The organism is Flavobacterium psychrophilum (genome assembly GCA_001708385.1).
GTDB lineage: Bacteria > Bacteroidota > Bacteroidia > Flavobacteriales > Flavobacteriaceae > Flavobacterium > Flavobacterium psychrophilum_A.
Genome location: CP012388.1, coordinates 610935 through 637534, shown reverse-complemented (window position 1 = coordinate 637534; position 26600 = coordinate 610935). Strand labels below are relative to the sequence as shown.

The following is a 26600-nucleotide window of genomic DNA, read 5'->3' as shown; positions in this document are numbered from 1 at the left end:
AAGACCTTTTCGTTAAGTGATTTTTCTGTAAAAGTAGTAGGTAATTGTGATGCGCAGGAAGAAAACAAGATTCCTGAAGCAAGTAATAGTAACTGAAGTTTCATTATTTAAAAGTACAAAAAAATAATAACCAAACCTTTTAATCTAGGTGTTGTATTTATAGCGATGCCTGATATTTACCAAATTAATAATTTAATTAGTCTGGTAACTATATTATATCAGATGATTACTATTGTAAAAAAAAACCGACTATCAATTGCCGGTTTTTTATCCTGTTGTCAGAGATGTCATTCTAGTTTGCGTCATAAATAACAACTTTTTCAAAGAATACCCTGAATTCTTCAAGAAATGCTTTGTGAATAGGGTGAACCTGGTATACATCGTGTGCAGCAAGATCTTCAAAAAATAGTATAAGGCTAAAAGTGTATGTAGTATCTACCACTGCGCGCTCAATAGGTGCGGGTACACCAACGTGAAAGTTTTTTACAACTTCAATTTCTTCCAGTGATTGTAGTCCTTTTAAAAAATCAGCTTTCTGCTGATCTGTAGTATCGGCTTTAAGCCAGAACAATACGTGATGTGCTATCATTTTTTTGGTTTTGTATTTAATACAAATGTAAAAAAAGCACTTTGAAAAGCAGGTTATAATTCTTCACTATTCATAAAATCCAGATACTTATTTGTGAAATAAAACACATTAATCCTTATTAGATATGTTACGTGTGTAACATTACTTAGTTATTCATAAATGCTATGTAACAAAATATGTATTTGGTGTCCGGATGTTAAAAAAATATCCTGTAAGAAAATATTTTAATATCATTTTACTGACAAAATCATGTATTTGTAGGGCAATTTATAGTTAAAATCCTTAATCAAAAGTTAAAACGTCGTCTCTCAATTTGGGAAAATATTAAATTCACAATCAATAATCACCTTTTTTGTTAATACCTATTAATTTCTAAAATCTACTGTTATGCCCATAAGTACGCAAATACAGATACAGATTGAAGGAGAAACCCTTACCCGTTTTTCCAAGCTTGTTATCAATCAGAAAGTGCATACGCACCACCGTTTTTCGGTATTGCAGCCATTACCAAAAGAGTTTGTTAGTGAGGCTATAGAGAAGGCTCAGAACTATGTGGGCAAGTCTATAAAGATTAGTATTAAATCTACTAATATGTCTACTACGTCTCCCATGGTTTTTAATGGTATAATTACCGAGGCACAAATGGTTAGAACAGCGGGTGCATCGGGAGGTATAATAATTAACGGATTTAGCCCTACTATTTTATTAGAAGGCACGCCTAATATCACGTCATTTGGCGATAAGTCATTAACGGATGTAGTAAATGAGGTGTTGGGTAAATATCCGGGTGATAAGTTAAAACCATCGGTTAAGGTAGATAAAGACGCATCGTTACCGTATACAGTACAATACAACGAAAGTGATTTTGCCTTTTTATGCCGTATGGCTCAAAAAAAAGGACAATGGTTTTACTATAATGGTGAAGAACTAATGTTTGGAAGACAGGCATCTAAAGATTTTACACTGGAATACGGGAGGACGCTACACTCCTTTAACATAGAAATGCGCGCCAAATCACTTGGTTTTGAATATGTCGGTTATGATCCGTCAAGTGGGGAAGTGCAAAAGGCTAACTCGGCAGAAGTCAATTATCAGCCGGATGGCTATTCCAAAACATTATTCGAATCATCCAAAAAATTATATCCTAATAACTCTACGATGCTGTATTCGCATGCGCTTGAGGAAGGAAACTCAAAAACACATCTTACTGATAGGGTAACAACACAGCTGCAATCAAGATCTGCCGACCTTGTTACCGTTAAGGGTGACTCAGACGAAACAGGCATAAGGATTGGGGATGTGGTATCTATCAAAGAGCCATCCTTCTCGCTTACAGGCAATATGCTAGATGGGTTACAGGAGCAAAATTTCGGCAATTATATAGTTACCGATATTATGCATTTTTGCGATGAGTCGGGCAGTTATCATAACACGTTTGATGCCATTCCGCAAAATTCAGTATCGCCGCCTTATGGAAACGTACACAGTTTTCCGGTTGCCGAATCGCAGCCTGCTACAGTAATAGCCAATGACGACCCGGCGGGACTGGGCAGGGTTAGGGTAGGCTTTGCATGGCAAAAAGAAAACGGAGCAAACACTCCGTGGATACGAATGACAAATCCGCACTCGGGAGGAAGCAAAGGCTTTTATTTTATACCGGAGGTTGGCGAAGAGGTACTTATTGGTTTTGAAGGTGGTAATGCCGAAAAACCATTTGTACTTGGTGCTATGTATAATGGAAGTGCCGCCAGTGGTTATGCAGACCCTAAGAACAATTTAAAAGTAATCCAGACACGATCGGGTACTAAAGTAAAGATGAATGATGAGGAAGGATCTGTAACTGTTGAAGATCCTAGCGGTAATATCTGGTTTATGGATGGTAAAGGTAATATAACTGTTACCGCACCTAAAAACATAACAATGGATGCCGGAGAAAGTATTATAATGAACGCAGGTAATAATATTGTTGCTACTGCGAAGGTAGATGTTAACCTTATTGCCGGAGAGAATATATCTGAAATGGCTAATGATGATTATAGCCTTACAGCCAGTAACATTACAGAAACTGCTGCACGAAGAAGGACATCTAACGCTCAGACCATTAATGAAAATATGCATGAGGGGCAGATTGTTAGCTCTATGAAAGATATTTTTATAGAAAGTGCCACGCAGGTTAACGTAAATAGCGGTCAACAGGTTAAAATGCAGTAATTATGAAAGACGGAACTATCACCAGGAATATATTCGGCCTGTCTTCCAAAGGGGCGGAAGGGATGTCTTTTAGGGCATCGGGTGGCAATTATGATATAATGACGCCGCAGGAAGCTAAGATGATAGGAAAAAAAACGGGTAAAAAACTGGATGAATTTACACCCGGTTCTGAACCGCCTACCGAAACTACTGAAGTAAAAAAGATAAGACTTGTTACACCGTTAGATGCAGGCTCTGCAAATTTAGGGGATACTCAATTACAATTGGGATTGGTTTTTGGCAGGAAGTATACTTTCGAGGTTGAAAGCTACACAAACAAACCTCCAAGAGACCTTTCATCTATAAAATGGGTAATGCGATATCATTCTTTAAAAGATAATACCTGGAAAGAATGGGATGCAAAAGCTACCGGTAACAAAGTGGTTTTTGAGTTTAACGAGCCGGATCTTTGCGGGAGGTTTTTCCACTTAAAAGCCTATATAAATAGTAAAGAAAGTGTTGAGTTTGAAAAAACCTGGCATCATAACAGGTTCCGCTACTTTGATAAGAAAACTGTATACGATCAGATTGCGGAGAGAATGGCACAACCTTGGAGGATACAACAGGGAGGTACTTCTTTGTGCGGAATGGCAGCCTTGTTTTATGCTATGATAAAGAAAGACAGTGCAGCCTACGAAACAATGGCAAAGAATCTTTTTAGGATGGGAGAACATACAATAGGTAACTATACATTTCAACCGCATGAAAAGGCGTTGGAAATGTATGACAGGACTCCGGCCTCTATAGATGGTATGCATATATATGCTGCAGACTGGATTGTAATGGCCACCGCAAGAAGTAAGGAAAGCCTTAATGACCAATTTGTTTATAAGGGTACTGAGACTGGCTCTATAGATCAGCTTAAAGCTGTAAACTGGCCGGAAATGCTAACCAATATGTGTAAAAATGTAGGTGTATTTGGCTCATCAGTATCCTACGGATTGAGCAAACCTTCTATCGCTGCAAAAAAAGCACCTATATCTGGAAGAACAGCGGATTTTCTATTTGATACTGATCTTAGAGCGTTACAGCAAATAGATACAAAATACAAAGCAGGAAAACAGATACTACTGATGATTGATGCCGATATGATTGATGATGAAGGAAGTTATTATTCTGTGGTTGATATAGCAAGAGATTCACACTGGGTAGTTTATGAGGGTGGATTAGAGTTTTTTGATAAAGAAGGTAATGCAACGACTGAACTGGGTGATGTAAAATCTTTAAAATTCCAAATTTTTACATGGGGAAGGAACCCGACTACTTCTGTATACAGGCGCTATACCGACGGTAAGGAATATATAGATTCTGCAGTTACAAAATTCAGGACAACAGGTATTAAAGTTAAATCGTTTAAAAGTAATTACTATGGGTATATTGAAGTTTCTTAAAACTTTTTATGTTGCAATAGTAGTTGTCTTTTTTATCAGCTGTCATGATTATAGCAAGGAAGTAGAAATTGGTAATTCGGTAATGATTTATGAGTGGAGCCCAAATGACTTACCTGAAAAAGCAACATTGATTAAATATAAAAAGGATAGTGGATTTGAAAATAGTGCTGGTGAATATAAAAACAGTTCTATTACAATAGCAGATGACACATTAAATAACCGGAAGTTCTTACGGATCGATTTTAGAGTGCCTGACAAGCTAACCACAGGTTTTGACTATAAGCTTGTTGTAGATGATACAATAGAATGTAAAATACACGATTTTACCGTACTGCCTAAAAATCGGGGTGGTGAAATATCTGCTAAATCAGGAAAAGATGCAATCGCGGCAGATCATGAAGGCATATATCTGTATAAAAAACATACAATGGTTTTATTAAAAAAATAGTTCTTTGGCTTAGTACATTATGAAACACATCTTTTATGTTGTATTGCTTTTTTGCACCGGCTTTATCTATGCCGATGCAGGCCCGAAATTTAAAGATGAGGTACAGCTATATTTTTATGAAAATGGTAAAATGTTGCCTTTAAATAACTATAAGTTATTCGTTTTAGAAGAAGTTGGAAACATATACGATACTATAAATAAAAGGAGAACAACAGCCGATTACTGGACAGTAACAAATTGCAGGAAGGTGAATACAATTATTATCTGAATGTAAAAAATTCAAATCCGATAATTATAAAGCTAATATATAAAAATAACATTTATGAGAGCAATGTAATTAATCTCAATGCGAGTAAAGATGTTATTAGTTTTAATGTAGGGGTAGACAGGCTCGAAGATATATCGCCGCTGTTTTATACAAGTTGGGCTTTCTATTTTACAATGTTTGCCATTACCTTATTTGTTGAGGTGGCTATGGGACTTTTGCGTAGAAAATGGTTTAAACTATCTAAAGTGCAACTCGTACTTCTGATCAGTTTAATAAATATAGTTTCACATACATTGCTTTGTTATGTTCATTCGCATTATGATGCAAATCTGTTGCTACTGGAAATATTAGTTGTATCTGCGGAGGCATTAGCGCTTTCAAGGTTTACGACTATAAAATTGGCTTTTGTTTTCAGCTTTGTAGCGAATCTGCTTAGTTTTTTAATAGGAGGTATTTGTAGTTTATTTATCGATGGTATATGAAAAGACTATTGCTTCTTACAGTTACACTTATTATGATTTCCTGTACCAGTTATGAGGCTACAGATACAGCATTTGAATCTATAGTTATATCCGGAACAGGTAAACCATTTATAATTAACAAGGCAGAAATGCTGAAATATAAAAAAGGGACAAATTATAAAACGTTAGAATTTAAAAGTTCGGATTTTGAAATTGTACAGAGTGAAATCAATAAAGAAATGTATCTAACTCCGAATTTTGATAATGAAGGGGTGGTGACATCAGACATAAAGCTAATTGTAAATGATAGTGTTGAATTTAAGTTATCTGATATTGTGATTGTAAGGGATACAATGGTAAGGACATTTACTCTGAGCAAGAGATATTATATATCAAATATGATCAAATCGTTTAGGCTTAATGGTGAACATGTTGATAACGATGATTATCAGATAAATATTAAATATAAATAGTTATAAAGTTATTGATTAAGGCATTAATACTGACTTCTTAAATGCAGGACAGCAAATTATGAATCACGATATTAAGAAGTTAAAGGGAATTATTATACATCCCTGGAATACAAAAAGAATATATAGCGTAAAGCACATTAGAACAATTGTTATCGAAAAGTATCCAAGAACCATTGAATCTGATTTTACTATCGAATTAAAATATGTAGATGATAAAGAGGATGGCAGGATTTGGGAGATTAACAAAACAGAGCCGGTTATAAAAAATATAGATGAAAAAGATAAATCGCTACAGCTATTAAAAACACTCGAAGCATTTACGTATCCGATAGAGGTAAAAGTAGATGCCTGCGGTAACTTTATTGAACTGGTTGATCACAGTGATTGGGTTGAGGGCTGGAGAGTAAAGGCAAAGAAGCTGGCACACGAAAAATATGATGTTGCCGGTAATCTGGATATGTTTCAGCAGTTTTATGAGATAATACGTAACGGGCAGAAATTTTTGGAAAATAAGAACCGCGAATCTTTTTGGAAACTGCTTTTTCTGAATTTTAAAATCGCAGTGCCTTTAGATACTGCGTATGCAGTTAAAGAGTCATTCTCCTGGGATTTAATGCAGCTTGGTACAAAGCAGTTGAAAGGGAAGGCGACAGGATATGTTTCAGGCAATAAGTTCATTCAGCATTTTAAATGTAAAGAACTTTTGGATAAAGAATTTATTGAGCGTGCTATTGATATTTACGGATTAAAACCTGTTTATGATATGTACGCGCCATCTATAAATTTTACAATAGATACTATTACTGAAGAAGGAAGCCGTAAGCTGATAAGTAAGAAAGCTGTATTGGACTTGATGATCGAGGATCAGTTAAATTATAAAGAAGAAATAAGCATTGTTTTTAATAATGAAATAGCATGATATTATGGCTGATAAAGGTAAATTAGTTGTAGAAGGTGCAAAATTTTACTGTACCAATTCGGCAGACCATAATTCTCCGGGTACTGCTGCAACTCTTAATGTAATGAGTCAGAAAAAAGTACTTAAAGATAATAAGTACTTTGCTCATGATAAACCTATAGGTACTTATCTGGATGATAAAGCTACCAGCTTTAATAATGGCCAGGGTTTTGGAAAGTGCATTACACCCGATGGCAAACAAATGCCATGTGCAGCTAAGTGTAACATTAAATACAAAGATTACTACGAAAATGTAGAGTTCAATAAAAGCATGAAAATCCTGCTTGATGTATCTACAGGAACGTGTCCCGGCTACGGTAAAAAAGGAGATATCATGGTAGCCGACTCCGGGCAGAAAGAAAAAACATCTACGATCAAGGTTAACGAAAAAGATGCTTTCGAGGTTAATGCCGTAAGTGGACAGTGGCCTATTGCAAATAGTGCAACCAAAACATCGGTTAAGAGTATTAAAGCTTCTGTTCCCTTTGCTGCTAATGCAGGAGAAACATTATTTTTTCTCGACCATAAAAAGAATGCCTTTAGTTTTGACAGCATTATCGCACCCGCTGCCGAAACTAAACTGCAGTTAAATGCAGATTATACCGGTGACGAATCTAAAATTGTCTGGGCAATTTTTAAAGGAACCGATACCAAAGATAAGGTCCAGACGTATATAGGTTTAGGGAAAAGTATTGTGTTACGACTAGAAAACCTTTTTAAAAATCTTGAAGAAGGTAAGTACCGGGTTGAAGCTTATGGTAGTAAACCGGGCGATCCTAAATGCTGCCTTTTTATTGACTACGTAAAAAACTTTGTTGAAAGTATAACCGCAAAAGGCGATAGCGTATTAAGAAATGTTGCTATGCCGTTTACGTTGAAATTTAAGGTAGACCCTAATGACCTTAAAGCTAAAATTTTAAACAGGACTATATTTCAGGCACCATCTTCGGTTATCTGGACTGTGAGTGATGATAAAAGTATTATATACCGAACCGGCGCAGTAACTGGAACAAACGTTGTTAGGGTAATGGGCTCAGGAAATGCAGCTACCATAGCTTTTTATAATGGTGGTAAATACAAAGTATCTGCTACCACCAACGCAGAAGGCAAACCTTTTACCAAAGATATTACAGTTGAAAATAAACTAGGGGTTAAGAGCATAACGCATGGCGATCCTTTATTGAGAATAAGTGATTCTATTTCTGCAAAGGTGGCAAATTATAATGTTGCCTATATAGGCGATGCTCCAAGAACCATACAATGGTATCTTAAAAAAGGAGAAGCCAGGATAAATGTATTTGAACAATCACCTATATCGGGAGCCACCGCAATCAATAAAAAGGTAAGTGAACTATTAGGCAATGATGCGAAACTTGCAGGGGCTTTGTATGGAAATTATATACTTGAGGCCTATGCATCTGCACTTCCTGATGGTAAAGATCCTGACTTTAAAGAATCGGGTGCTTATATGGACTGTTATCACTTTGAAGTTGTGAGAAACAGCGTTACAGGTGCAAATCTTCCCGAAACAATTCCGCTAAATTCCAATGTGAAATTTACGGCAGAAACCAGGTTAAAACTTGCTTCAGATGAAAGAATCATTACAGAGCCCGAAAGCGGTGACGTAAAAAAGAACGAAGATGGTACTCTTACCTTTACCAAAGAAGGCGAGTATACTATAAACATCCATATGGAAGGCGGGGACTCAGATCCTGTAAAGCTGGCAAAAAAGGTTAAGGTTGCAGCCCCGGAGATTAAAAAGGCATTATGGTCTTATGAGTCGGGGTACAAGAGAACAGAGACAGGCTACAAAGAGGAATCGTATGCGTTTGTTGAGATAGCAGGATTAGCCAATCAGCAGCTTATTGGTAAAATATGGCTGAAAGGACCGGACGACAGTTTTTATGCCGATCCTGAAAATAAATTCTTCCTGGAAGAAAAACAACTTACCCTGAACGAAGAAGGTAAGGGGTCTTTTCAGGTTGTTACCAATGATGATTACAAGACAAAAATAGAAAAAGCAATACCACCAACGGCTGATAACCCTCATCCGAGACATGAGCTTATTTTTACGATAGAACTCGTTGCGGCAGAAGGCGCAAATGTTACGCTGCCTGCCGATTTAGCAATAAAAAGCGCAAGACCGGTTAAGGTTGGTGAGAAAACGCTTTATGAGGTATTAGATAATAATGAGGTACTATCACTAACATCAGAACAAAAAATTAAGTCGATAGTGTTTTCAGATGAAGCGGGTAAAAACATTCAGCGTGCCCAAACCTTCTATGGAAAAACACATAAAATATGGGTACATACTGTAAACATGCAGGATGATGAATTGCAGGTAAATGTGTATAAGGAAATTTCGGATCTTGCAATGACTGAGAAAGAGGGAACAGTAAGCGCACTAACTTCTAAAAAGACTTATCAAAATGAAAAGGTAGGTACCGACAGCATGCTCAAACTTGATTTCACTCCGGAAAAGGCATGGAATGAACCCGAAAAGAAAAATGTCGATTTTTACTTTGTTTCAGTAAGTAAAAAAGGCAAAGACGACTCTGGAAAAGATATTCTAATTCCTGTAAAAAGCCAGGTGACGCTAAGCAATGCCGACTCAAAAGTAGTGTTGGTAAACAGTAAAGATATGGAAGCGGTAGGCCTAGGTGCTGCAAAAGAAGACGGTACGCCATTTACGCAGGAAGAAATGGCCAGGCTGAGAAAAGAATACCTGTTTTATGAAAATGGCTGCCTTAAAGTTTCTAACACTACAGCGCAGGAAGTTATAGAAAATGATATTTCTCCGGTAATTGTTGAAATGGCAGAAATTGAGGGAGATTCAGGTACATGTCCACGTTGCACGGCAAAAGTAACTATGGCAGAACTGAAGGAAATCTTTACAGGAGGATCTTCGGCACTTATGGAAACCTGTTTGCCATTTATTAATGACTATTTTGAGAAATTTAAAATAAATACGTGTAGAAGAAAGGCTCATTTCTTTGGGCAGGTACGTGTAGAAACCGACCTTGTAACCCTTACCGAAAACTTAAAATATAGCGAAGACACACTTTTTACCAGCGACCTTGCCTATTATAAAGGCAATAGGGAAAGAAGTAGGAATGATGCCCGTAACGAGAAGGCAATTGGTAATAATGCATATGGTTCGAGGCTTAAAAACAGGGCTGGTACAGATGATGGTTATAATTTTAGAGGGCGTGGCTTTATCATGGTTACCGGTAGGGTTAATTACACTTCTTTTCAGACTTTTTATGATAAGAACAAGAAACTGCTGGATCTGCCGGATGTAACGTTTATAAGCCCAACATTCGAAAATGAAAATCCTGAAATGCTCGCCGAACCTAAGTATGCTGTTTTATCGGCTGTCGATTTTTGGGTTTCCAAAGGTTTAAATGAAAAAGCCGATAGCAAAAATGAAACGAAAGCACTGGAAGATCTTGTTAACGTAATCAATTCGAAAACAAACTCAAGGGATAAAAGAAGAGCATCTTTTCAGGGCGGAAAATATACATTTAAAAAGAAAGAATATTCTTTTGCAAAGGGTACTAAAGCGATTTTTAAAGTGCCTCAGTGCCTTAAGGGGAAAACATCCAATCTAAACCTTGCAGGTGCTGCTCCATGGATGCCATTTGCTTATGAAGAGCTTAAGAATTTTGGAGGCGTTAGGCAAACTAACTCGCCTTTGAAAGAGCAGGTATCTGTTTATTTTGATTCGAGCTCACTTCCGTCCGGTAATCACACCACATTTTGGTGTGCTGCATTCATTAATTGGTGTTTTGAACAGACGGACGATTATCAGGGTACCAACAAAGCAGCAAACGTTGCCGCTCAGGATTGGGCTCCAAAAGCCACCGCCCAAAAATTTAGAACAGATGTAGACGGATGGGAAAATGGCGAACTTATAGAAAAAGCGGAGGATGTTTTTGTGGGAGCAGTAGTAATGTTCGACTATTCACACGTTGCATTTATAATCGGTGAATCGGAAGATGGAAAGAAATTCGTGTATCTGGGTGGTAACCAATCAGACGGTGGCCCCGGTGATGGTCCCGGACAGAGAACAATTTCTATAAACCAAACCAGTAAGTCTAACATGGGAACTAAAATATTTATATCTAAACCGTCAGATTTTACCCCGTCGCCGGCAATAAAGAAGTTACCTAAACTGAGTACCAGCGGTGAAGAACTTGATGCTTCAACATCACGATAAACTTTACATACAATGAGATATACCAAAATAATACTTTTCATTTTACTGGCCTCTGCTCAGATTTCCTGTAACGGCCAGGCAAAGAACAATCAGGATGAAAGTAAAAAAAACGATACTAAAACAGCCCAAACCATGAGTGGAGTATTACAACAACAACTTACTAAAGGACGATCGGCTTTATATAATAATACAGCAGACGCGCCTTCTTACACATATACAGAAAATGACCTGACCGAGAGCATTCAGCTATTAAAAGATGCCCTTGCAGCAAACGGATATAAATATCCATCAGAGGCTGATTTTAATGCCAGGATCAAAGAGGTGTTTGGGAGGGTGATAGACCCTTCAGTATCAACGAGGTTTTTGTATCTTAATTTCGAAAACAAGTGTGATAAGGAGGCTAAATTCTATAGAAATGAAAATGAAATTGATATAAGGCCTTTCGCAATGTACGTAGCGAAAAAGGAAAGCTTTATTACCGAACTTTATGCCATACCTGAGATTATAGACTATAAAAAGAAGTTCCCCGAGCTTGCGGCAGAAGAAGCAAAAATGAAAGCTGAAACTACGGATGCAAGTGGCGAATCTGTAAAAATTAACATGTGGAAAGATTTTGCAGAACTGCCTGAACTCCGCAAGAAAAATGTAACCTCTTTTGTAGCGCGGAATATGTTTCTGTTTAACAACAGTAAAGCGCATGCTTTATGGCTGGCAACTAACGATAAAAACTTCGTACTACAGCTTGTTAAAACATTTGGGTATGATAAAGACGCTAAGTTTAATGAATTTGTAATAAAAGAGGCAGCAAAAGAAAATGTTGCCTTTTTACACGATGTGATATTTGCTAAAAGCTGTGATAGAAAACTTGAGGTTAGGGGAGGGCTATTAAAATCATATGGAGCGATTTATCAGGAACAGCAGGACATCAATAAAATTCTGCCTCTAAAATATTACAGTGCAGAAATAATTGAGAATAAAAGCAATAAATATACTGAGGCAGAGCAAAATATAATAGTTGCTCATCTAGCAAATACTTTTGACCCTTTGTTTAAAGCCAATCATAACAAAAATAACCAATGGGGTACTATGACTATATTAGCAGATTACCGCGATTTTATAGGAGATGAGGCATGGGATAAAACTCTGGCAGATTTTAAACGTAATAATTATTACGGTCTTGAAAATCTGCAAAAAATGGCAGAGTACGCCAGCCAGTTTGACTCAGTTGGCGCACCAGATTAAATAGTTTAATATCATATAAAAATAGCCAGTTATTAACTGGCTATTCTCTTTTTTATATAGGGTAAAATGGTTTTAAGGTTTTGGTAAATCCAACAATTCTGGTAATGTATCCATTGCTGTTAAATTCAAAGAAATCCATTCCTGCTGAGGTGGTTTCATCCGGTCGGTGCAGCATCCATGTGTACCTGCCCGTATTGTTATGAATGTCGGGATGGGTAATCTGGCTGAACCTTCTTCCCGGTATCATTTCGTATGATTTTAACATAAGGTTGGCCATAGCGTCTATACCTGTAACTGTTGGCGTCTGATCGTCCGTATAAGTGCTTTCATCTGTCCAAAAGGCGGTAAGTGCAAATTTTATATTATCGAGGCCTTCTTCATTCCATGCGGCAACGTATAAAGAAATGTTGCGTTCAATTTTAGATTGTTCCATGTGTATATTATTTTATACGACAAAGTACCGTTATAACAATCTGCTAAAAATTAAAGTAGTTTAATTTATATCATTATATTTTTTACGTAACATACTTAAAAATACAGGAGTGATACCAAGATAAGAAGCGATATGCTTTTGGGCTATGCGCTGGTTAAGCCCCGGATATAACTTTTTAAAGCTTTTGTATTTCTGATCGGCAGGAAGCGATAATTCACTGTTAATCCTGTTTTGATACATAATAAAACCATTTTGAAACAGCACCCTGAAAAACCTTTCAAATTTTGGAACGTCTAAACATAGCTTTTCTAAATTCTGGTGCGTTAACTGTGCCACTTTTGTTTCTTCCAGTGCTTCTATGCTATGCGTAGAAGGGGAGTTGGTATGAAAACTAAACAGATCGGTACACCACCAATTTTCGGGGGCAAACAAAACGTTATGTTCTTTACCACCTTCATCTGTAGTATACATTCTAATGCAACCATTTACGACAAAATTAATGGTACGGCATACAGTGCCGGCCTGTAATAGAATTTCTTTGTTGTTGAGTGATTTATATTCTAAAAGTGATAAGAAATGATTGGCTTCTTCCTTGTTAATATCAATGTGTAGTGCGATATTATCCAGTATAGATGCATCCATAAGTATCAATTATAAAAGTGAAATGCTAATATAGTGCAAATAAAAAATCCCGACTGTGTAGCCGGGATTTATCAATGCAATTTTTTAGTTGAATGTTATTGCTTTATAACTTTAATAGTCTTCGTTAAACTACCATTGGTTATTTTTACTAAATAGGTTGCTGTTGGAAGTTTTGACATATCAATTTTCACCAGTTCTTCACCCGCAGTTTGGGTAATTACTTTTTGACCGTAAAGGTTGTATACTTCAATGTCATAGTTTTGACTATTTACAACATTTAGTATGTTGTTAACTGGGTTAGGGTAAACATTAATTCCTGAAAGCGTTGGATCTTTAATACCAAGGTTTTTAGCCACAAAGTTTACCACTATAGTATGGTTTGCGGCGATATCTTCAAAAGTATATTCAGCATCCGTACCCACATTTTCTCCATCTACAATTACAGATTCAATTTCGAAATTTTCTTTTGGTGTAATGGTAAATGATTTAGAAGTGTTGGTTTGCACGGCAATATCACCAATAGGAGATATAGTTCCGCGGCTTTCTTCATTTACACTTGCAGATATTATGTTGGTAAGATATTCTTTCCATCCGAAGTAAGGATAGCCCTGTCCTTCACGAATTGTCCACACCTCATCAAAATTCCAATCCAGATCAGCACCATAAGTAATTTCATTTTGCAGTTCTGCCGCTGTCTTGTCTTTACCATGCTGATCGTTAGCATCTGTAATTGCCAGAGTTTCTCCATTTAGACGCATTGTTTTAAGTGCGAATGAATTTGTCACTGTAGCTTCAAATTCTAAGATACCTACCAAGCGGTGTACATTAGTAAGGTTGCCGGCTGTGTTACTTGTTACTACTGGATTTGCAGCGGTACAGTTTGTTACAGGACCCCAAGCGTCGCCAATAAGGCCTCCAACCATACTGTATGCTTTAGTCAGAACATTTCCGGAAGCGTAGCAGTTTGAAACTTCTAATGTAGAGATGCCTACAAGACCGCCAACATATCTGCTGTTCTCAATTGTAGTAATATTTCCGGTAGCGTAACAGTTATTTATAATGCCAAATGCATTACCTACAAGACCTCCAACATCAATTAAACCACCTTCTGGCAACGAATTAGGCAATACCTGCGTTACATCACCTGACGCGAAAGATATAGTAATGTCATAATAACTCATACCTACAAGGCCACCCAGCGTTTTTGCTCCGTACACATTACCTGTAGCGTACGATTGTGTAATATTTCCGTATGATTGAGAAGTAAGTCCGCCAACAAATTCCTTATCTCCGGTTACCTTCCCTGTTGCGTAACAGTTAGTAATGGCGCTTGAAACACCTATAAGTCCGCCGATACGTTCATTACCTGTAACTTCGGTACTGGCATGGCTGTTTGATATGTGTCCGAAAGAGTTTCCAACAAGCCCTCCAATTACATTAGTACCTTTAATTGTTCCTGTAGCACTGCAATCTGTAACTGTAGATTGAGCCGTTCCTACAAGGCCTCCCATGAAGTTACCAACAAATACATCAGCTGTGTTCTTTATGTTTAAATTTGCTGAAGAGTTAGATACCGCGGCAGAAGTAAAACCAATAAGACCGCCAATATTATCCCCAAACGAGTCAATAGTGCCCGATGCGGTAGCGAAAGATACCGTAGATGTAGTTTCGCCTACTAATCCTCCTACGTAATTGCCACCAACAATTTTTACCTGAACGTTGCTGTTTGTTACAGCAGCATCCTCAATTTTACCTGCAAGTACACCAATATAATCAGTTCCTGCTATACCATGGGTATCATCAGTTTTAATTGTTATATGACCTACACCGCCGCCCCTGATGTATCCGAATAATCCAAGGTAATTACTTTCGGGTTTGTTTATCCACAGGTTAGAAACTGTAAAATCGCCGCCATGCAAAAATCCGTAAAAAGCATTGTTCTCTTCATCATTTCCAATAGGGTTCCATCCTGTAATGGGTGATTCCTGAGTGATGAATGTAGACAGGTTAATATCATTTTTTAATTCGAAATGAACGCTTGCATTTGCTTCACCCAAATAGTTGCGGATCTCATTTAATTGCGATGCAGTTGTTATTTCATACGGGTCTTGTAAAGTTCCGGTTCCCGCTCCCGAAAATTGTGCAAATGCAGATATGTTTAATAGTAAAATTAAACAGAGCATAAAGTTTCTTTGTTTCATAAACATTTTTATTTAGTGTAATTTTTTTTTGAAAGCAAACATGCTTTGAGGTAACACAAAATTACAGGCAGTAGTTATGTTTATACCTTAATACAGGGTGTGCAAATGGTGTGCATTGTGAAAAAGAGGTCTTGCAAACGGTGTGCATTTATAGCATTGTAGCAACTAAATCAGTTACTTTGCATTTTATTATCAGGTAATCTTACATTCAGGAGAGTTTTTTTATGCGGTCGATATACATCTTAGTTTTATTATTTCTTACACTGAATTTTTATGCGAAATCTCGGAATGATTTCGATAAGATAGCAGATCAAATCGGAAGGCTTAGCTTTACCGAACCTGGTACTGCGCATAAGTTGGTAAACAATTTATATGCTATAGCCAAGAGCCATCCCGAAAAAAAACAGCTGTTACCATTATGCCTCTATTGGGAATCGGTTTTATTTTACGCACAGGGAATTGCTGACGATAAAATAGAAGGCAGAATTAGTAAAACCCTAAAGCAGTACAATGAAGGAACATATCCTTTTGAACACGCCTTATTGCTCCATTCATTAGCTTTAAATGATGTTATAATAGGAAATTATACCGAAGCCCTGGCCAATTCCTTAAACGCACTTACAGTGTATAAAAAACTGGACAATCCATTATTTGCAGCGAGGGTATTACAGTTGCTTGGTGTTATATGCCACAGGACAAGAAATTACGAGATGGCTGAAAATTTTTTAAAAGAGTCGCTGGTTAAAGAGTCGCCCACAAATGAATATTATAAATCGCTAATCAATATGCATTCGGCACAGTTGCTAATTCCTGATAAAAAGCCTGGTGCTATTAAATCGATGAATGCCCTGATACCCGTTATTGAAAAATATAATGACAAAGGTCTTAAAGCCGTATTATATTTAAATCTGGGTGGCGGTTACTTTTTAAATAACGAAAGAGATAAAGCATATCCTTTTTACGAAAAGGCTTTAGGAGTAAACAAACGAATACAAAACGAATCGTTTACGGTTTCTTTACTAATTAACTACACTACCTATTGTGTTGTAAATGGAAAATATGCCGATGCAAAGCGCTATATTGACGAAGCCGAAAAAATTGCATTACATCTTAATAATGCCGAACAGATTTCTTTAGTATATCTGGTTGCTTTTAGTTTATATGAAAGTATAAATGATTTGCCAAAATCGCATGAATACCTGAAAAAGTATAATGTATTAAAAGATAAAATAGCTAGCAGTTCCAGCACTATAGATTCTTATCAGGCATATGTTTCGTCTTTTCTAAAATCTGCTGAAAAGGAAGTTACTATTTCCAGGGAAGAAGCGAAAATGGAAAAAAGAAGAGGGTTAATCTATTTAGCTTTCGGACTCTTTCTTGTTCTTCTTACCGCTGCAATACTTGTAATCGTACAGCAAAAGAGGCACCAGATGGCTATAATAAAAGAATCAGAGAAAAGTGCCCTTGAGAAACAACTGTTGTTTGAAAAGACAATTCATCAGATAAACGCCGAAAAACACAAAGAAGTCCTTGCCGCCAAAGAAAGGGAGGTTACTTCGTATTCACTAATACTGTCTAATAAGAATAATGTGCTTCAGGAAGTACTGTCAGAAACCAGGCAACTAAAAAAAGTACTTAATCCGGGGGCAGAAACTGCTTATAAAAACATTATAAAAACCATTAATGACAATCTAAATAAAGACCCCGAACAGCATAAATTCATGTATCATTTTAATGAGGTACATCCTGATTTTTTTAATAAACTTAAAGATCTTTGTCCGGACTTAACGGAAAACAACCTTAGAATTTGTGCGTATTTTAAAATGGGAATGTCTAATAAGCAGGTTGCTGCGATACTTAATATTTCTGTGGAAACAGTGAAAAACGGGCGCTACCGGCTTAAAAAGAAATTAAGGCTTGGCGAAGATGAAAACCTGGATGATTTTCTAAGAAGTTTCTAGGTCGGTTTTGTAAGAATCCGATTGATCATCAAATTAAATTCTACTTTATATATTCTTCATATTTTATAACGTTTCATATGTTTTTTTTGTGATAAATGTAGTTATCGTAATTGATGATTGTTTTTATTACAAACATTGTTGTTATCTTTACCGAAGATTTTGGTCTGTTTTTGTAAATATTTTATCAGAAACAGTTAAAAGGGAATCAGGTGAAAATCCTGAACAGGCCCGCTACTGTAAGTTCTAAAAAAGTCTTTAAACACTACTAATGCCACTGTTTCTGTAGGAAATGGGAAGGCTGTTTAAAGATAGAACAAGTCAGGAGACCTGCCAATATCACATAGTTCAAGACTTTCGGGGAGCAAAGTTGAGCAACAAGAATTAACCTGTTATTTTTATAACCGGTATTTTTTCTTATGGTTTCTTATTACATCCTCTGACGGTTTTTATAATTTATTAGTGATGTATAATAAGAAAAAAACACTTTTACTCATTTTTATCGTATTTGCTCCGTTTTTACTTTATTCTCAGGTCCCTGTCGATAGTATACAGGTTTTAGATGAAGTAATATTAAAAGCAAAACCTTATCTGGAAGTAATTCCGGTACAAAGCCTTTCAGGGAAGAAGCTTGAAAATTTGGCGAGCCATAATGTTGCCGACGCACTTAGATACTTTGCCGGAACCCAGATTAAAGATTACGGTGGACTTGGAGGCCTTAAAACTGTGGATGTGCGTAATATGGGTACACACCATGTTGGTGTTTTTTACGATGGCATTCAGTTGGGTAACGCGCAGAACGGTGTTACAGACTTGGGTAAGTATTCGCTTGATGACATGGAAGCCCTTACGATGTATAACGGGCAGAAAAGTGAGATTTTCCAATCGGCAAAAGATTTCGCAGCAGCTTCAACCATTTACATGAGGACTAAGCGTCCTGTTTTTGAGGATGGTAAAAAAACGAATTTGCTTGTACGTTACAAAACCATGTCTATCAATTATCATGATCCATCTTTCAGGTGGGAACAAAAACTGAGTGACAAGGTTAGCATGAGTATTAGTTCAGAATTTATTAAGTCCAACGGGCAATATAAATTCAGGTACAAAAGAAACAATCAGGATGGAACGGTAGCCTACGATACTACTGCAACACGATTGAATAGCGATATACAGGCACTAAGAATAGAATCCGGGCTATACGGTAAATTACACAAAGGATCCTGGGATGCAAAAGTTTATTATTATGATTCTGAAAGGGGAGCGCCGGGTGCTATTGTAGAGAATAAATTCTCTGATGGTTTCAGGCAATATGATAAGAACTTTTTTGCACAGGCCTTTTTGGTTAAAGATTTTACCGAAAAATATAAATTTCAGGCAAGGGTAAAATATGCCTACGATTATACACACTATATCGCAAGGGATACCACCAATGTATTGGGTGAAACAGTAACCGAGGGAGCACAATCAGACGATAGCTATTATCAGCAGGAAGTCTATTTCTCTGCTGTACATATGTACAGCATATTACCAATTTGGGACGTTTCATTATCTACCGATTTTCAGTATAACAGGCTTAACGCAACCCGGAGAGGTATACAAACCCAGTTTTCTTATCCACAGCGCTATACCGCATTGTTTTCATTAGCGAGTTCTCTAAGATTGGGAGAATTTAAAGTTCTTGGTAGTGTGGTGGGCACACATGTACAGGAACAGGTACGATACAATGCCAAAGCTCCAGATAAAACCGAATTTACACCGGCATTGTTTTTAGGTTACAAACCCTTTAAAGAATACGACTTTAATCTACGTGCATTTGCTAAGCGTATTTTCAGGATGCCCACCTTTAATGATTTGTATTATACAATGGTTGGTTCGAGCACGCTAAACCCTGAGTACATGAATCAGTATGATATAGGTTTCACTTATAATTTACCTGTTGAAAAAGATTTTCTCAACAAATTTTCGATTCAGGCAGATGCCTATTACACCAATACTAAAGATAAGATAGTAGCCGCCCCAACAGGAAACCTGTTTCGCTGGATGATGACAAATATGGGGCAGGTGCGAGGTAAAGGAATTGAGTCTGTAATTAACTTAGGGATGCATATTAATAAAGTAAACCTATCCGCTAATCTTACTTATGCCTATACTGAAAGCAGGGATTACACAAAGTTCTCCGGTTTAGAAATATCGTCCTATGGAGACCAGATTCCTTACACACCGTGGCACAGCGGATCTGCTATACTTAATGCAGAATATGAATCATGGAATTTTAATTACAGCTATATATATGTTGGTAAGAGATATAACGGTAATGTAAATAATATCAAGGTAAATGAAGTTCAGCCCTGGTATACCCACGATTTATCGGTACAGAAATCTTTCGCAGTTAACAATTACAAAATAAAAGGAACAGTAGAGCTTAATAACGCACTCAATCAGCACTATGAGGTAATATATAATTATCCTATGCCGGGGCGTACATTAAAATTTATAATTGGTATTGAGCTATGAGAAACATAACAACAAAATTACTAACAGGTTTATGTATAGCCATAACTTTTATCTCCTGCCGAGAAGAAGAAATGGTTTTCCTGTCATCAGATACAACAGTTGCCCAGCCAAGGAACGACGGTAATATAGAAGGCTTTTATCTTCTTAACGAAGGTAACATGGGGATGAACAGGGCAAGTATAGACCTCTTTAGTTACAGGACGGGAGTTTATACGACAGACATCTATTCAGAACGTAACCCTACCGTTGTAAAAGAGTTGGGAGACGTTGGCAACGATATAAAAATATATGGTAATAAAGTGTATGCTGTTATTAACTGTTCTAACAAGGTTGAAGTAATCGATAAATGGACTGCAAAGCGCGTTAAAAAAATTGATGTTCCCAATTGCAGGTATATGGCTTTTTATAAAGACAAAGCATATGTAAGTTCTTATTCCGGGCCGGTAGCAATTAACCCTAATGCAGAGATTGGCTTTGTGGCAGAAATTGATACTACATCACTGGAAATAACCCGTAAAGTTACCGTTGGTTATCAGCCGGAACAAATGGTTGTGCATAACGGTAAATTATATGTTGCCAATTCCGGTGGTTACAGGGTACCTAATTATGACAGGACAGTATCTGTAATAGACCTTGAAACTTTTACAGAAATAAAAAAGATAGATGTAGGTATTAATCTCTTTAGTATGCAGATAGACAGCAGGGGAGATATTTATGTTAGTTCCAGAGGAGACTATTACAATACATCTTCCAACCTTTTTGTCATTGATACAAAAACAGACGAGAAAAAAATGCAATTGAATATTCCAGTTCTGGGAATGTGCCTTGTAGACGATTTGCTGTACTTCTACAGTGTAGAGTGGAGTTATCTTACTAACAGCAATAATGTTACCTACGGAATACTGGATACTAAGACCAAAAAAGTAATTAGCGATAAGATAATTACTGACGGTACAGATAAACAAATCATGATTCCGTACGGGCTTCAGGTAAATCCCGAAACAAAAGAAATTTATATATCCGATGCGCAAAACTATGTCGTAACAGGATATATCTACTGCTTTACCCCCGATGGCAGGTTAAAATGGAAAACTACAGCGGGAAATATTCCTGCGCACTTTGCTTTTATATATAAAAACTAAAATAGAAAATATGTGTAACCAATCTTCAAAATGCTTTAGATCAATTTTGCTTTTACTTGCGGCCGTAGTGGTTGTCAGTTGCTCCGGTGATGATAAAAATGCAGATGATACCAATGGTGGGGGAGTCATAGAGAATAGTGAATACAATGTTGCCAGATCTACGATAGTGGCTATTGCCGCAAATAACAATGTTAGTGCAGATGCAACATATAGCTGGATTGTAATTAATGCTCCGTCAGATAATTATTCATTAGCTAATGCTTCAGCAAAAGAAGCTCTATTTGCAGCAACAGAAGTTGGAGTTTATGAACTGGAAGTTATAGTAAACGATCAGGGAAAAACACGTACGCAAAAAGTAAAAGTGTTTGTAAACAAAGAAACCAAAGAGTACAAAACTTACATAGCTAAAGTACACGAGTTCAAGCCTGCTCCGGGACAATTTATAAACGATTTGCCGGCTGCTAACAATGGAGATACGCCGGAAAGAATTTTAGGCAGGGCAAATACTTATTTAGCCAAGAAAGCCGGAGACCTTGTTTCGCTTGGTGCGTTTGGGGGCTACATTGTTTTTGGTTTTGACCATACAATCGTAAACGTAAAAGACAAACGTGATTTTAGAATATTAGGTAATGCATTCTGGGCAGAGGCCAACCCTAACCCCGACTCAACAATGAGGGGCGGCAGTAGCGAGGCAGGTGTTATCATGGTTTCATACGATAAAAATAAGAATGGACTTCCTGATGACGAATGGTACGAAATTGAAGGGGCGGGACACAACATGGAGAAAACGGTTCACAATTATGAAATCACATATTACAAACCCGACCCAAACAAAATTCCTGTTCCCGGCGGAAGCACAGGAACAGTAGTATTTACTGATATGGAGTACATATATTGGAAAGATAATCAGGGTAAAGACGGTTATTTCGCACAAAACAACGCCTATAATCACTCTCTTGATTACTGGCCAAAATGGCTTGGTGATCAACAAACACTAACTTTTAAAGGTACAAGACTCCCCGATAATGCGGTAGATGAAAGCGGAACGGGAAGTTATTTTGTTCAATATGCATTTTTATATGGCTATGCAGATAATGCCCCTAATAATGATGACGATTCTGCGATAGATATCGACTGGGCCATTGACAGTAAAGGAAACAGAGTACACCTTCCCGGGGTAGATTTTGTAAAAGTTTATAACGGGCTTAACCAGCAGGCAGGATGGCTGGGAGAAACTTCCACCGAAATAATGGGGGCAACAGACTTGCATCTTTTAGGTGAAAACATTCCTACCCGAAAATAAATAAACAGTATGTCAAATTAAATCTATTTATATCAAACATTATGAAAAAAAACTTTACCCATTTATTATTACTTGCATTGGCATCCTTATATATTGGATGCAGCAGCGATGATGATAAAAAAGATGTTGTTACACCGCCAGTAGACGAGGTTGCAGATCCTATTAAGATTACACTTAAGGAACAGCATGAGGTTGCTACATTCAGCGTTTTAAACATCACTGTTTCGGCTGAGATTACCAATCCGGAATTTGAGTGGGTAATGACAAAAAATCCGGTTAACCAGGTAACAGATTCAATTGTAGGAACCACTAAAGATCTAAGGTTTATAACGCTATATCCGGGTATTTATGAACTTACATTAAATGTTTCGGCAGACGGTAAAAAAGGCAGTAAAAAAACAGTTATAAATGTAATTAACGAGGAGAAAAATTATAATCCTTATGTAAAAAACATTTATGATTTTAATCCGGCGCCGGGTACGTTTGCTAATGACTTATTTAAGGAAGGTGCTTCAAAAAAAGAGTTTATGCAGGTTGCATTAGGCAGGATAAATGAAACAAGTGTTGGTTATCCGTTAGACTTAGGTGGATTTGGAGGCTCTATTATTGTAGGGTTTGACCACACTGTTGTAAACATTCCGGGAGAAAAAGATCTTAGGGTTTTTGGAGGTAACCTTACAGATAAAGCCGATCCGCCTGCACCGGGTTTAATATATGTTGCTTATGATAAAAACGGAAATGGAAAACCGGATGAGGATGAATGGTATGAAATTGTGGGAAGCAGTCATAATAAAGAAAATACAATTAAGAATTTTAAAATTACCTATCACAGGCCTGAAGAAGGAAAACCGGTGGTTGTAACCGGTCCTAACGATCCGTTCTTAGATCATGAACACCTGTTTTGTCAAAACAACCAGGATGAGTCGTACTACATGGCAAGGTCTAAAAACAAAAAGGAATACTATCCTTTATGGATATCCCAAAATACGTCTGTATTTGAAGGATTAAAATTAGATGTGAATTTTGAACCAACTCGTCCCGGGCAAACCACTTTATGGGAATTTGAAGCTCCGGAGTGGGGATATGTAAATGCTAAAAGCCCTGATATTGATATTGATTGGGCAGTAGATAAGAACGGAAATAAAGCAAATCTACCGGGTGTAGATTTTATAAAAATCGTTAACTGCGTAAGCGAGCCAATGGGTCTTTGCCACCAGCAATCTTCAATGGCTACTAAGTTTTCGGGGGCAGCAGACCTTCACATATTAAAAAAATACAATCTTAGACAAATCAAAAAATAAGAATATGAAAAAGTATATAAATTACGGATTATGTCTGTTGACTATTAGCGCGTTATACTGTTGCAGCAGCGATGATACAAAACCGGTAGAGGAACCTATTACCGAAGAACCTACGCCGGAGCCTACACCTGAAACATCCGTAGTAATAAATTTAGCATCAGCGTTTGCTGTAGACCGGTACAATGTTGTGGTTATCGATCCGCAGGTAACTATTGAAAATGATAACGGTTTAGTTCCGCACTATAAATGGACAATTAAAATTACCGGTGAAGATGGAATTGTAAAAGATTCCGTTATTGGTGATACAAAAACATTGTATTTTATAGCACCTAAAGCAGACAAGTACATTGTAGATTTTACAGTAACACTTGATAAACTTGTACAACAGGCCTCAACTACAGTCACAGTAGCAGAAACTGGAAAGATGTATAATTCTATAGCATTGTCGCTAGTAGATTTTCTACCGTCTCCGGGATATACTATAGACGATTATGAATACACCACGAAAGCAGAGGTTTTTGAAAGAGTTCAGTCTGATCTTACAAACGGTGAATTGATACCACTGGGTACTTTTGGAGGTTATATTGTTACGAAATTTGACCATACGGTAATAAATACCTACGGAAAACGCGATTTTGATATTCAAATGAATACCGATGGGGGTAATGCAAAAATTACTCCGGTTAGCATATATGTAGCGTATGATGCGAACAAAAACGGTGTTGCCGATGAAAATGAATGGTATGAGATAGCAGGAAGTGAATACAGTAAATCTACTACCGTTAAAAATTATGAAGTTACATACCATAAGCCTGATCCGGACAAGGAGGCTGTAGCAGGTGCGGCTGATTGGCAGTTTGATACTGACTATCTTAAATGGTCTGATAATAAAAATATATCAGGTACTATCACAAAAACAAAGAAATGGAGACGCTATAATTACTATCCTCAATGGCTTGGAGATTCTTACACTATGAAGGGTACCAAAGTAAATTTACCTGTAAAAGATGTAAGTGACGGGCAAGCTTTAAACTGGAACGTAGGTACATTCGAATGGGGTTATGGCGGCATTAAAGATCCTACTATTGATATAAGCTGGGCTGTAGATAAAAATGGAAATAAAGTGTATTTACCGGGAATAGACTTCGTAAAAGTATATGTGCCAACTTTTGTGGAACTAGGATCTTTAGATCTATTGACAAATTCATTTAAGCAGGCGCAGGATTTAAATTTTGTAGACTAGATAAATCATATTTACCCTTAAAATATGCTGTTTTTAAAATAACCAATTAATAGTAACTTTAAACTTTATCAATAATGAAAAAAGTATTTTATTTTTTGACCTTAGGTTTGTTTTTGGGACTTTCGTCTTGTAGTAACCAGGATGATGTTCTAACCAATTACAGCCCGGATGCAGCAGCATCAGCATTACGATTAGCAGCAGATCCTGCTATAGGAACAACTACAACGCTTAACCTTACGAGTGCGTTATTAACTAACGGAATTACTACAACAGGTGGTAAATATTGGTCAAATACATACGTGTCTAATACAAAACTGAATGTAGACATATTCACGTTCTCTCACACTGCCGTATCATCGGGGTATAATTACTGGGATGGTTTCATTGTATCAAACGCAAATGATATAAGAGATTATGGTATAGGTACAGGGTCAACCAGTTCTGATGGCTGGATATCTCATCAGTGGGGAGCAATGGCAGGAAGTGGATTTAATACTTCAACTACAATTGCCCCGGGAACTCCGGGAACAACCGGTAGTCCGTTTATTGTAGCTTACTGGTCGAGTTATATAGATCCTAAAAATCCGGAAGGTGATGTTTTTAGTGAAACTAATTTTTCTAACTGGATTAAAGTTGGAGACACGGGACTATATGAAGTTAAGGGGTTGAAAATAAATATGCACCCATGGCCTTATTATGGCTGTTTAAATGGTGATGGGTTTGCTCAGCCGTTTACATCTGGAGACCATTTCGAATTATTAATTTATGGTGTTGATGAAGATGGTGTTATTTCAGATCCTATTACACATTCGTTAGCAGATTATACCGGGTCTTCATTGGTTATGCCAACAGGATGGGTAAATGTAACGGCATCGAAGCTTAAAAGTTTAGGAGATGTAAAATATCTTATTTTCCAGATGAATTCAACAGATTCAGATCCGGTATACGGAATGAATACTGCGGCCTACTTTTGTTTAGACAAACTTTCTGTAACAAGGGTTGACTAAGAAAAAAACAATATTTTATGATAAGAGCCATTAAAAAAATGGCTCTTATTTTTTAGTTCAATTTTAAAGATTCTTTAAATCCCAAATTTTTAAAATTTACTTCACCTGATTTTGCTCTAACGATTTGTAGGTAGTTAGTGCGAATAGGGAGAAAATAATATGGGCAACAAAAAGCTGCCTGTAGTAACCATTCCTATAATTTTTAGGCGGCCTATCGTGTTGTGTAAATAATGATTTCCAAACGGCAATACCTGCAAGTCCGCTTATCGATCCAACAATTAGAATTTTAGTGGTAGTGGGCTTTGTAAGCACTTTTTTCCATAGTAGCCAGTACAATCCTACGAAGCTTATTCCTGTTGCATAATGCAATCCCCAACCTGCAGGATGAATCTCTTCGTCTTTGATTGAAGGTAGGTTTTTAGAGTTATCTATAAGCTTGTTTATCATTATAGGCTCTACATATTCCTGATTTTCTTTTTTTGCTTTCAGATAGCTGTACAGCGTCATAAATGTTGTACCTACTACACCTGCAATTATTATTTTTTCGAATGCTTTCA

At 37.0% G+C, this 26600-nt stretch carries 16 protein-coding genes, 5 pseudogenes and 1 other annotated feature; of the genes and pseudogenes, 16 read left to right on the top strand and 5 right to left on the bottom strand.

Annotated elements, in window-relative coordinates; translation table 11 throughout:
* Positions 1 to 292 precede the first annotated feature (292 nt).
* The gene (locus ALW18_02730) at positions 293 to 589 is read right to left on the bottom strand and encodes a transcription-repair coupling factor (protein ID AOE51525.1); all 297 of its coding nucleotides are present in this window, start codon (positions 587 to 589) and stop codon (positions 293 to 295) included.
* Between the two features lie 387 nt (positions 590 to 976).
* Between ALW18_02730 and ALW18_02725 the strand changes: the two genes are divergently transcribed.
* From ALW18_02725 to ALW18_02685, 9 genes and pseudogenes are all read left to right on the top strand, one after another.
* On the top strand, positions 977 to 2800 hold the full coding sequence (locus ALW18_02725; GenBank protein AOE51524.1) for a hypothetical protein: 1824 nt from the start codon (positions 977 to 979) through the stop codon (positions 2798 to 2800).
* 1127 nt (positions 2801 to 3927) lie between these two features.
* Positions 3928 to 4110, top strand: a pseudogene (locus ALW18_02720) (hypothetical protein).
* A 97-nt stretch (positions 4111 to 4207) separates the two neighbouring features.
* Entirely contained in the window at positions 4208 to 4678 is a 471-nt protein-coding gene (locus tag ALW18_02715) for a hypothetical protein (GenBank protein ID AOE51523.1), read from the top strand.
* Positions 4679 to 4697: 19 nt separating this feature from the next.
* Positions 4698 to 4946: a hypothetical protein gene (locus ALW18_02710; protein ID AOE51522.1), complete on the top strand. Its 249-nt coding sequence runs from the start codon at positions 4698 to 4700 to the stop codon at positions 4944 to 4946.
* The gene (locus ALW18_02705; protein AOE51521.1) at positions 4916 to 5428 is read left to right on the top strand and encodes a hypothetical protein; all 513 of its coding nucleotides are present in this window, start codon (positions 4916 to 4918) and stop codon (positions 5426 to 5428) included. Before ALW18_02710 ends, ALW18_02705 begins: the two co-directional genes overlap by 31 nt.
* Complete coding sequence (locus tag ALW18_02700; GenBank protein AOE51520.1) at positions 5425 to 5880, top strand: hypothetical protein; 456 nt, start codon at positions 5425 to 5427, stop codon at positions 5878 to 5880. Before ALW18_02705 ends, ALW18_02700 begins: the two co-directional genes overlap by 4 nt.
* A gap of 58 nt (positions 5881 to 5938) precedes the next feature.
* Entirely contained in the window at positions 5939 to 6799 is an 861-nt protein-coding gene (locus ALW18_02695; protein ID AOE51519.1) for a hypothetical protein, read from the top strand.
* Positions 6800 to 9956: 3157 nt separating this feature from the next.
* Positions 9957 to 10259: pseudogene (locus ALW18_02690) on the top strand (hypothetical protein).
* Positions 10260 to 11069: 810 nt separating this feature from the next.
* A complete protein-coding gene (locus ALW18_02685) occupies positions 11070 to 12299 on the top strand; it encodes a hypothetical protein (protein ID AOE51518.1) in 1230 nt (409 codons plus the stop codon).
* 52 nt (positions 12300 to 12351) lie between these two features.
* Here ALW18_02685 and ALW18_02680 read toward each other — a convergent pair whose 3' ends face one another.
* The 3 genes from ALW18_02680 to ALW18_02670 form a co-directional block, all read right to left on the bottom strand.
* A complete protein-coding gene (locus tag ALW18_02680; protein AOE51517.1) occupies positions 12352 to 12732 on the bottom strand; it encodes a hypothetical protein in 381 nt (126 codons plus the stop codon).
* A gap of 60 nt (positions 12733 to 12792) precedes the next feature.
* Positions 12793 to 13374, bottom strand: coding sequence for a hypothetical protein (locus ALW18_02675; GenBank protein AOE51516.1), 582 nt, complete (start codon positions 13372 to 13374; stop codon positions 12793 to 12795).
* Positions 13375 to 13469: 95 nt separating this feature from the next.
* Entirely contained in the window at positions 13470 to 15581 is a 2112-nt protein-coding gene (locus ALW18_02670) for a hypothetical protein (GenBank protein AOE51515.1), read from the bottom strand.
* Between the two features lie 218 nt (positions 15582 to 15799).
* Between ALW18_02670 and ALW18_02665 the strand changes: the two genes are divergently transcribed.
* The 7 genes and pseudogenes from ALW18_02665 to ALW18_02635 all read left to right on the top strand — a co-directional run bounded on the left by ALW18_02665 (position 15800) and on the right by ALW18_02635 (position 26043).
* Positions 15800 to 17536: a hypothetical protein gene (locus ALW18_02665; protein AOE51514.1), complete on the top strand. Its 1737-nt coding sequence runs from the start codon at positions 15800 to 15802 to the stop codon at positions 17534 to 17536.
* Between the two features lie 143 nt (positions 17537 to 17679).
* Positions 17680 to 17886 (top strand) — a binding site (cobalamin riboswitch).
* 112 nt (positions 17887 to 17998) lie between these two features.
* Positions 17999 to 20047, top strand: coding sequence for a ligand-gated channel protein (locus ALW18_02660; protein AOE51513.1), 2049 nt, complete (start codon positions 17999 to 18001; stop codon positions 20045 to 20047).
* Positions 20044 to 21189, top strand: coding sequence for a hypothetical protein (locus ALW18_02655; protein AOE51512.1), 1146 nt, complete (start codon positions 20044 to 20046; stop codon positions 21187 to 21189). The genes ALW18_02660 and ALW18_02655 overlap by 4 nt, the downstream gene beginning before the upstream one ends.
* A gap of 319 nt (positions 21190 to 21508) precedes the next feature.
* On the top strand, positions 21509 to 22492 hold the full coding sequence (locus ALW18_02650; GenBank protein AOE54284.1) for a hypothetical protein: 984 nt from the start codon (positions 21509 to 21511) through the stop codon (positions 22490 to 22492).
* Positions 22493 to 22533: 41 nt separating this feature from the next.
* Entirely contained in the window at positions 22534 to 23793 is a 1260-nt protein-coding gene (locus tag ALW18_02645) for a hypothetical protein (protein AOE51511.1), read from the top strand.
* 448 nt (positions 23794 to 24241) lie between these two features.
* Positions 24242 to 24952: pseudogene (locus ALW18_02640) on the top strand (hypothetical protein).
* 308 nt (positions 24953 to 25260) lie between these two features.
* Positions 25261 to 26043, top strand: a pseudogene (locus ALW18_02635) (hypothetical protein).
* Positions 26044 to 26139: 96 nt separating this feature from the next.
* Here ALW18_02635 and ALW18_02630 read toward each other — a convergent pair.
* Positions 26140 to 26325 (bottom strand): annotated as a pseudogene (locus ALW18_02630) (hypothetical protein).
* Between the last annotated feature and the right edge of the window lie 275 nt (positions 26326 to 26600).

Excerpts from the sequence above, each read along its gene's own strand:
- ALW18_02730 (AOE51525.1), bottom strand. The coding sequence starts at position 589 with ATGATAGCACATCACGTATTGTTCTGGCTTAAAGCCGATACTACAGAT.
- ALW18_02725 (AOE51524.1), top strand. The coding sequence starts at position 977 with ATGCCCATAAGTACGCAAATACAGATACAGATTGAAGGAGAAACCCTT.
- ALW18_02715 (AOE51523.1), top strand. The coding sequence starts at position 4,208 with ATGGGTATATTGAAGTTTCTTAAAACTTTTTATGTTGCAATAGTAGTT.
- ALW18_02710 (AOE51522.1), top strand. The coding sequence starts at position 4,698 with ATGAAACACATCTTTTATGTTGTATTGCTTTTTTGCACCGGCTTTATC.
- ALW18_02700 (AOE51520.1), top strand. The coding sequence starts at position 5,425 with ATGAAAAGACTATTGCTTCTTACAGTTACACTTATTATGATTTCCTGT.
- ALW18_02695 (AOE51519.1), top strand. The coding sequence starts at position 5,939 with ATGAATCACGATATTAAGAAGTTAAAGGGAATTATTATACATCCCTGG.
- ALW18_02685 (AOE51518.1), top strand. The coding sequence starts at position 11,070 with ATGAGATATACCAAAATAATACTTTTCATTTTACTGGCCTCTGCTCAG.
- ALW18_02680 (AOE51517.1), bottom strand. The coding sequence starts at position 12,732 with ATGGAACAATCTAAAATTGAACGCAACATTTCTTTATACGTTGCCGCA.
- ALW18_02675 (AOE51516.1), bottom strand. The coding sequence starts at position 13,374 with ATGGATGCATCTATACTGGATAATATCGCACTACACATTGATATTAAC.
- ALW18_02670 (AOE51515.1), bottom strand. The coding sequence starts at position 15,581 with ATGTTTATGAAACAAAGAAACTTTATGCTCTGTTTAATTTTACTATTA.
- ALW18_02665 (AOE51514.1), top strand. The coding sequence starts at position 15,800 with ATGCGGTCGATATACATCTTAGTTTTATTATTTCTTACACTGAATTTT.
- ALW18_02660 (AOE51513.1), top strand. The coding sequence starts at position 17,999 with ATGTATAATAAGAAAAAAACACTTTTACTCATTTTTATCGTATTTGCT.
- ALW18_02655 (AOE51512.1), top strand. The coding sequence starts at position 20,044 with ATGAGAAACATAACAACAAAATTACTAACAGGTTTATGTATAGCCATA.
- ALW18_02645 (AOE51511.1), top strand. The coding sequence starts at position 22,534 with ATGAAAAAAAACTTTACCCATTTATTATTACTTGCATTGGCATCCTTA.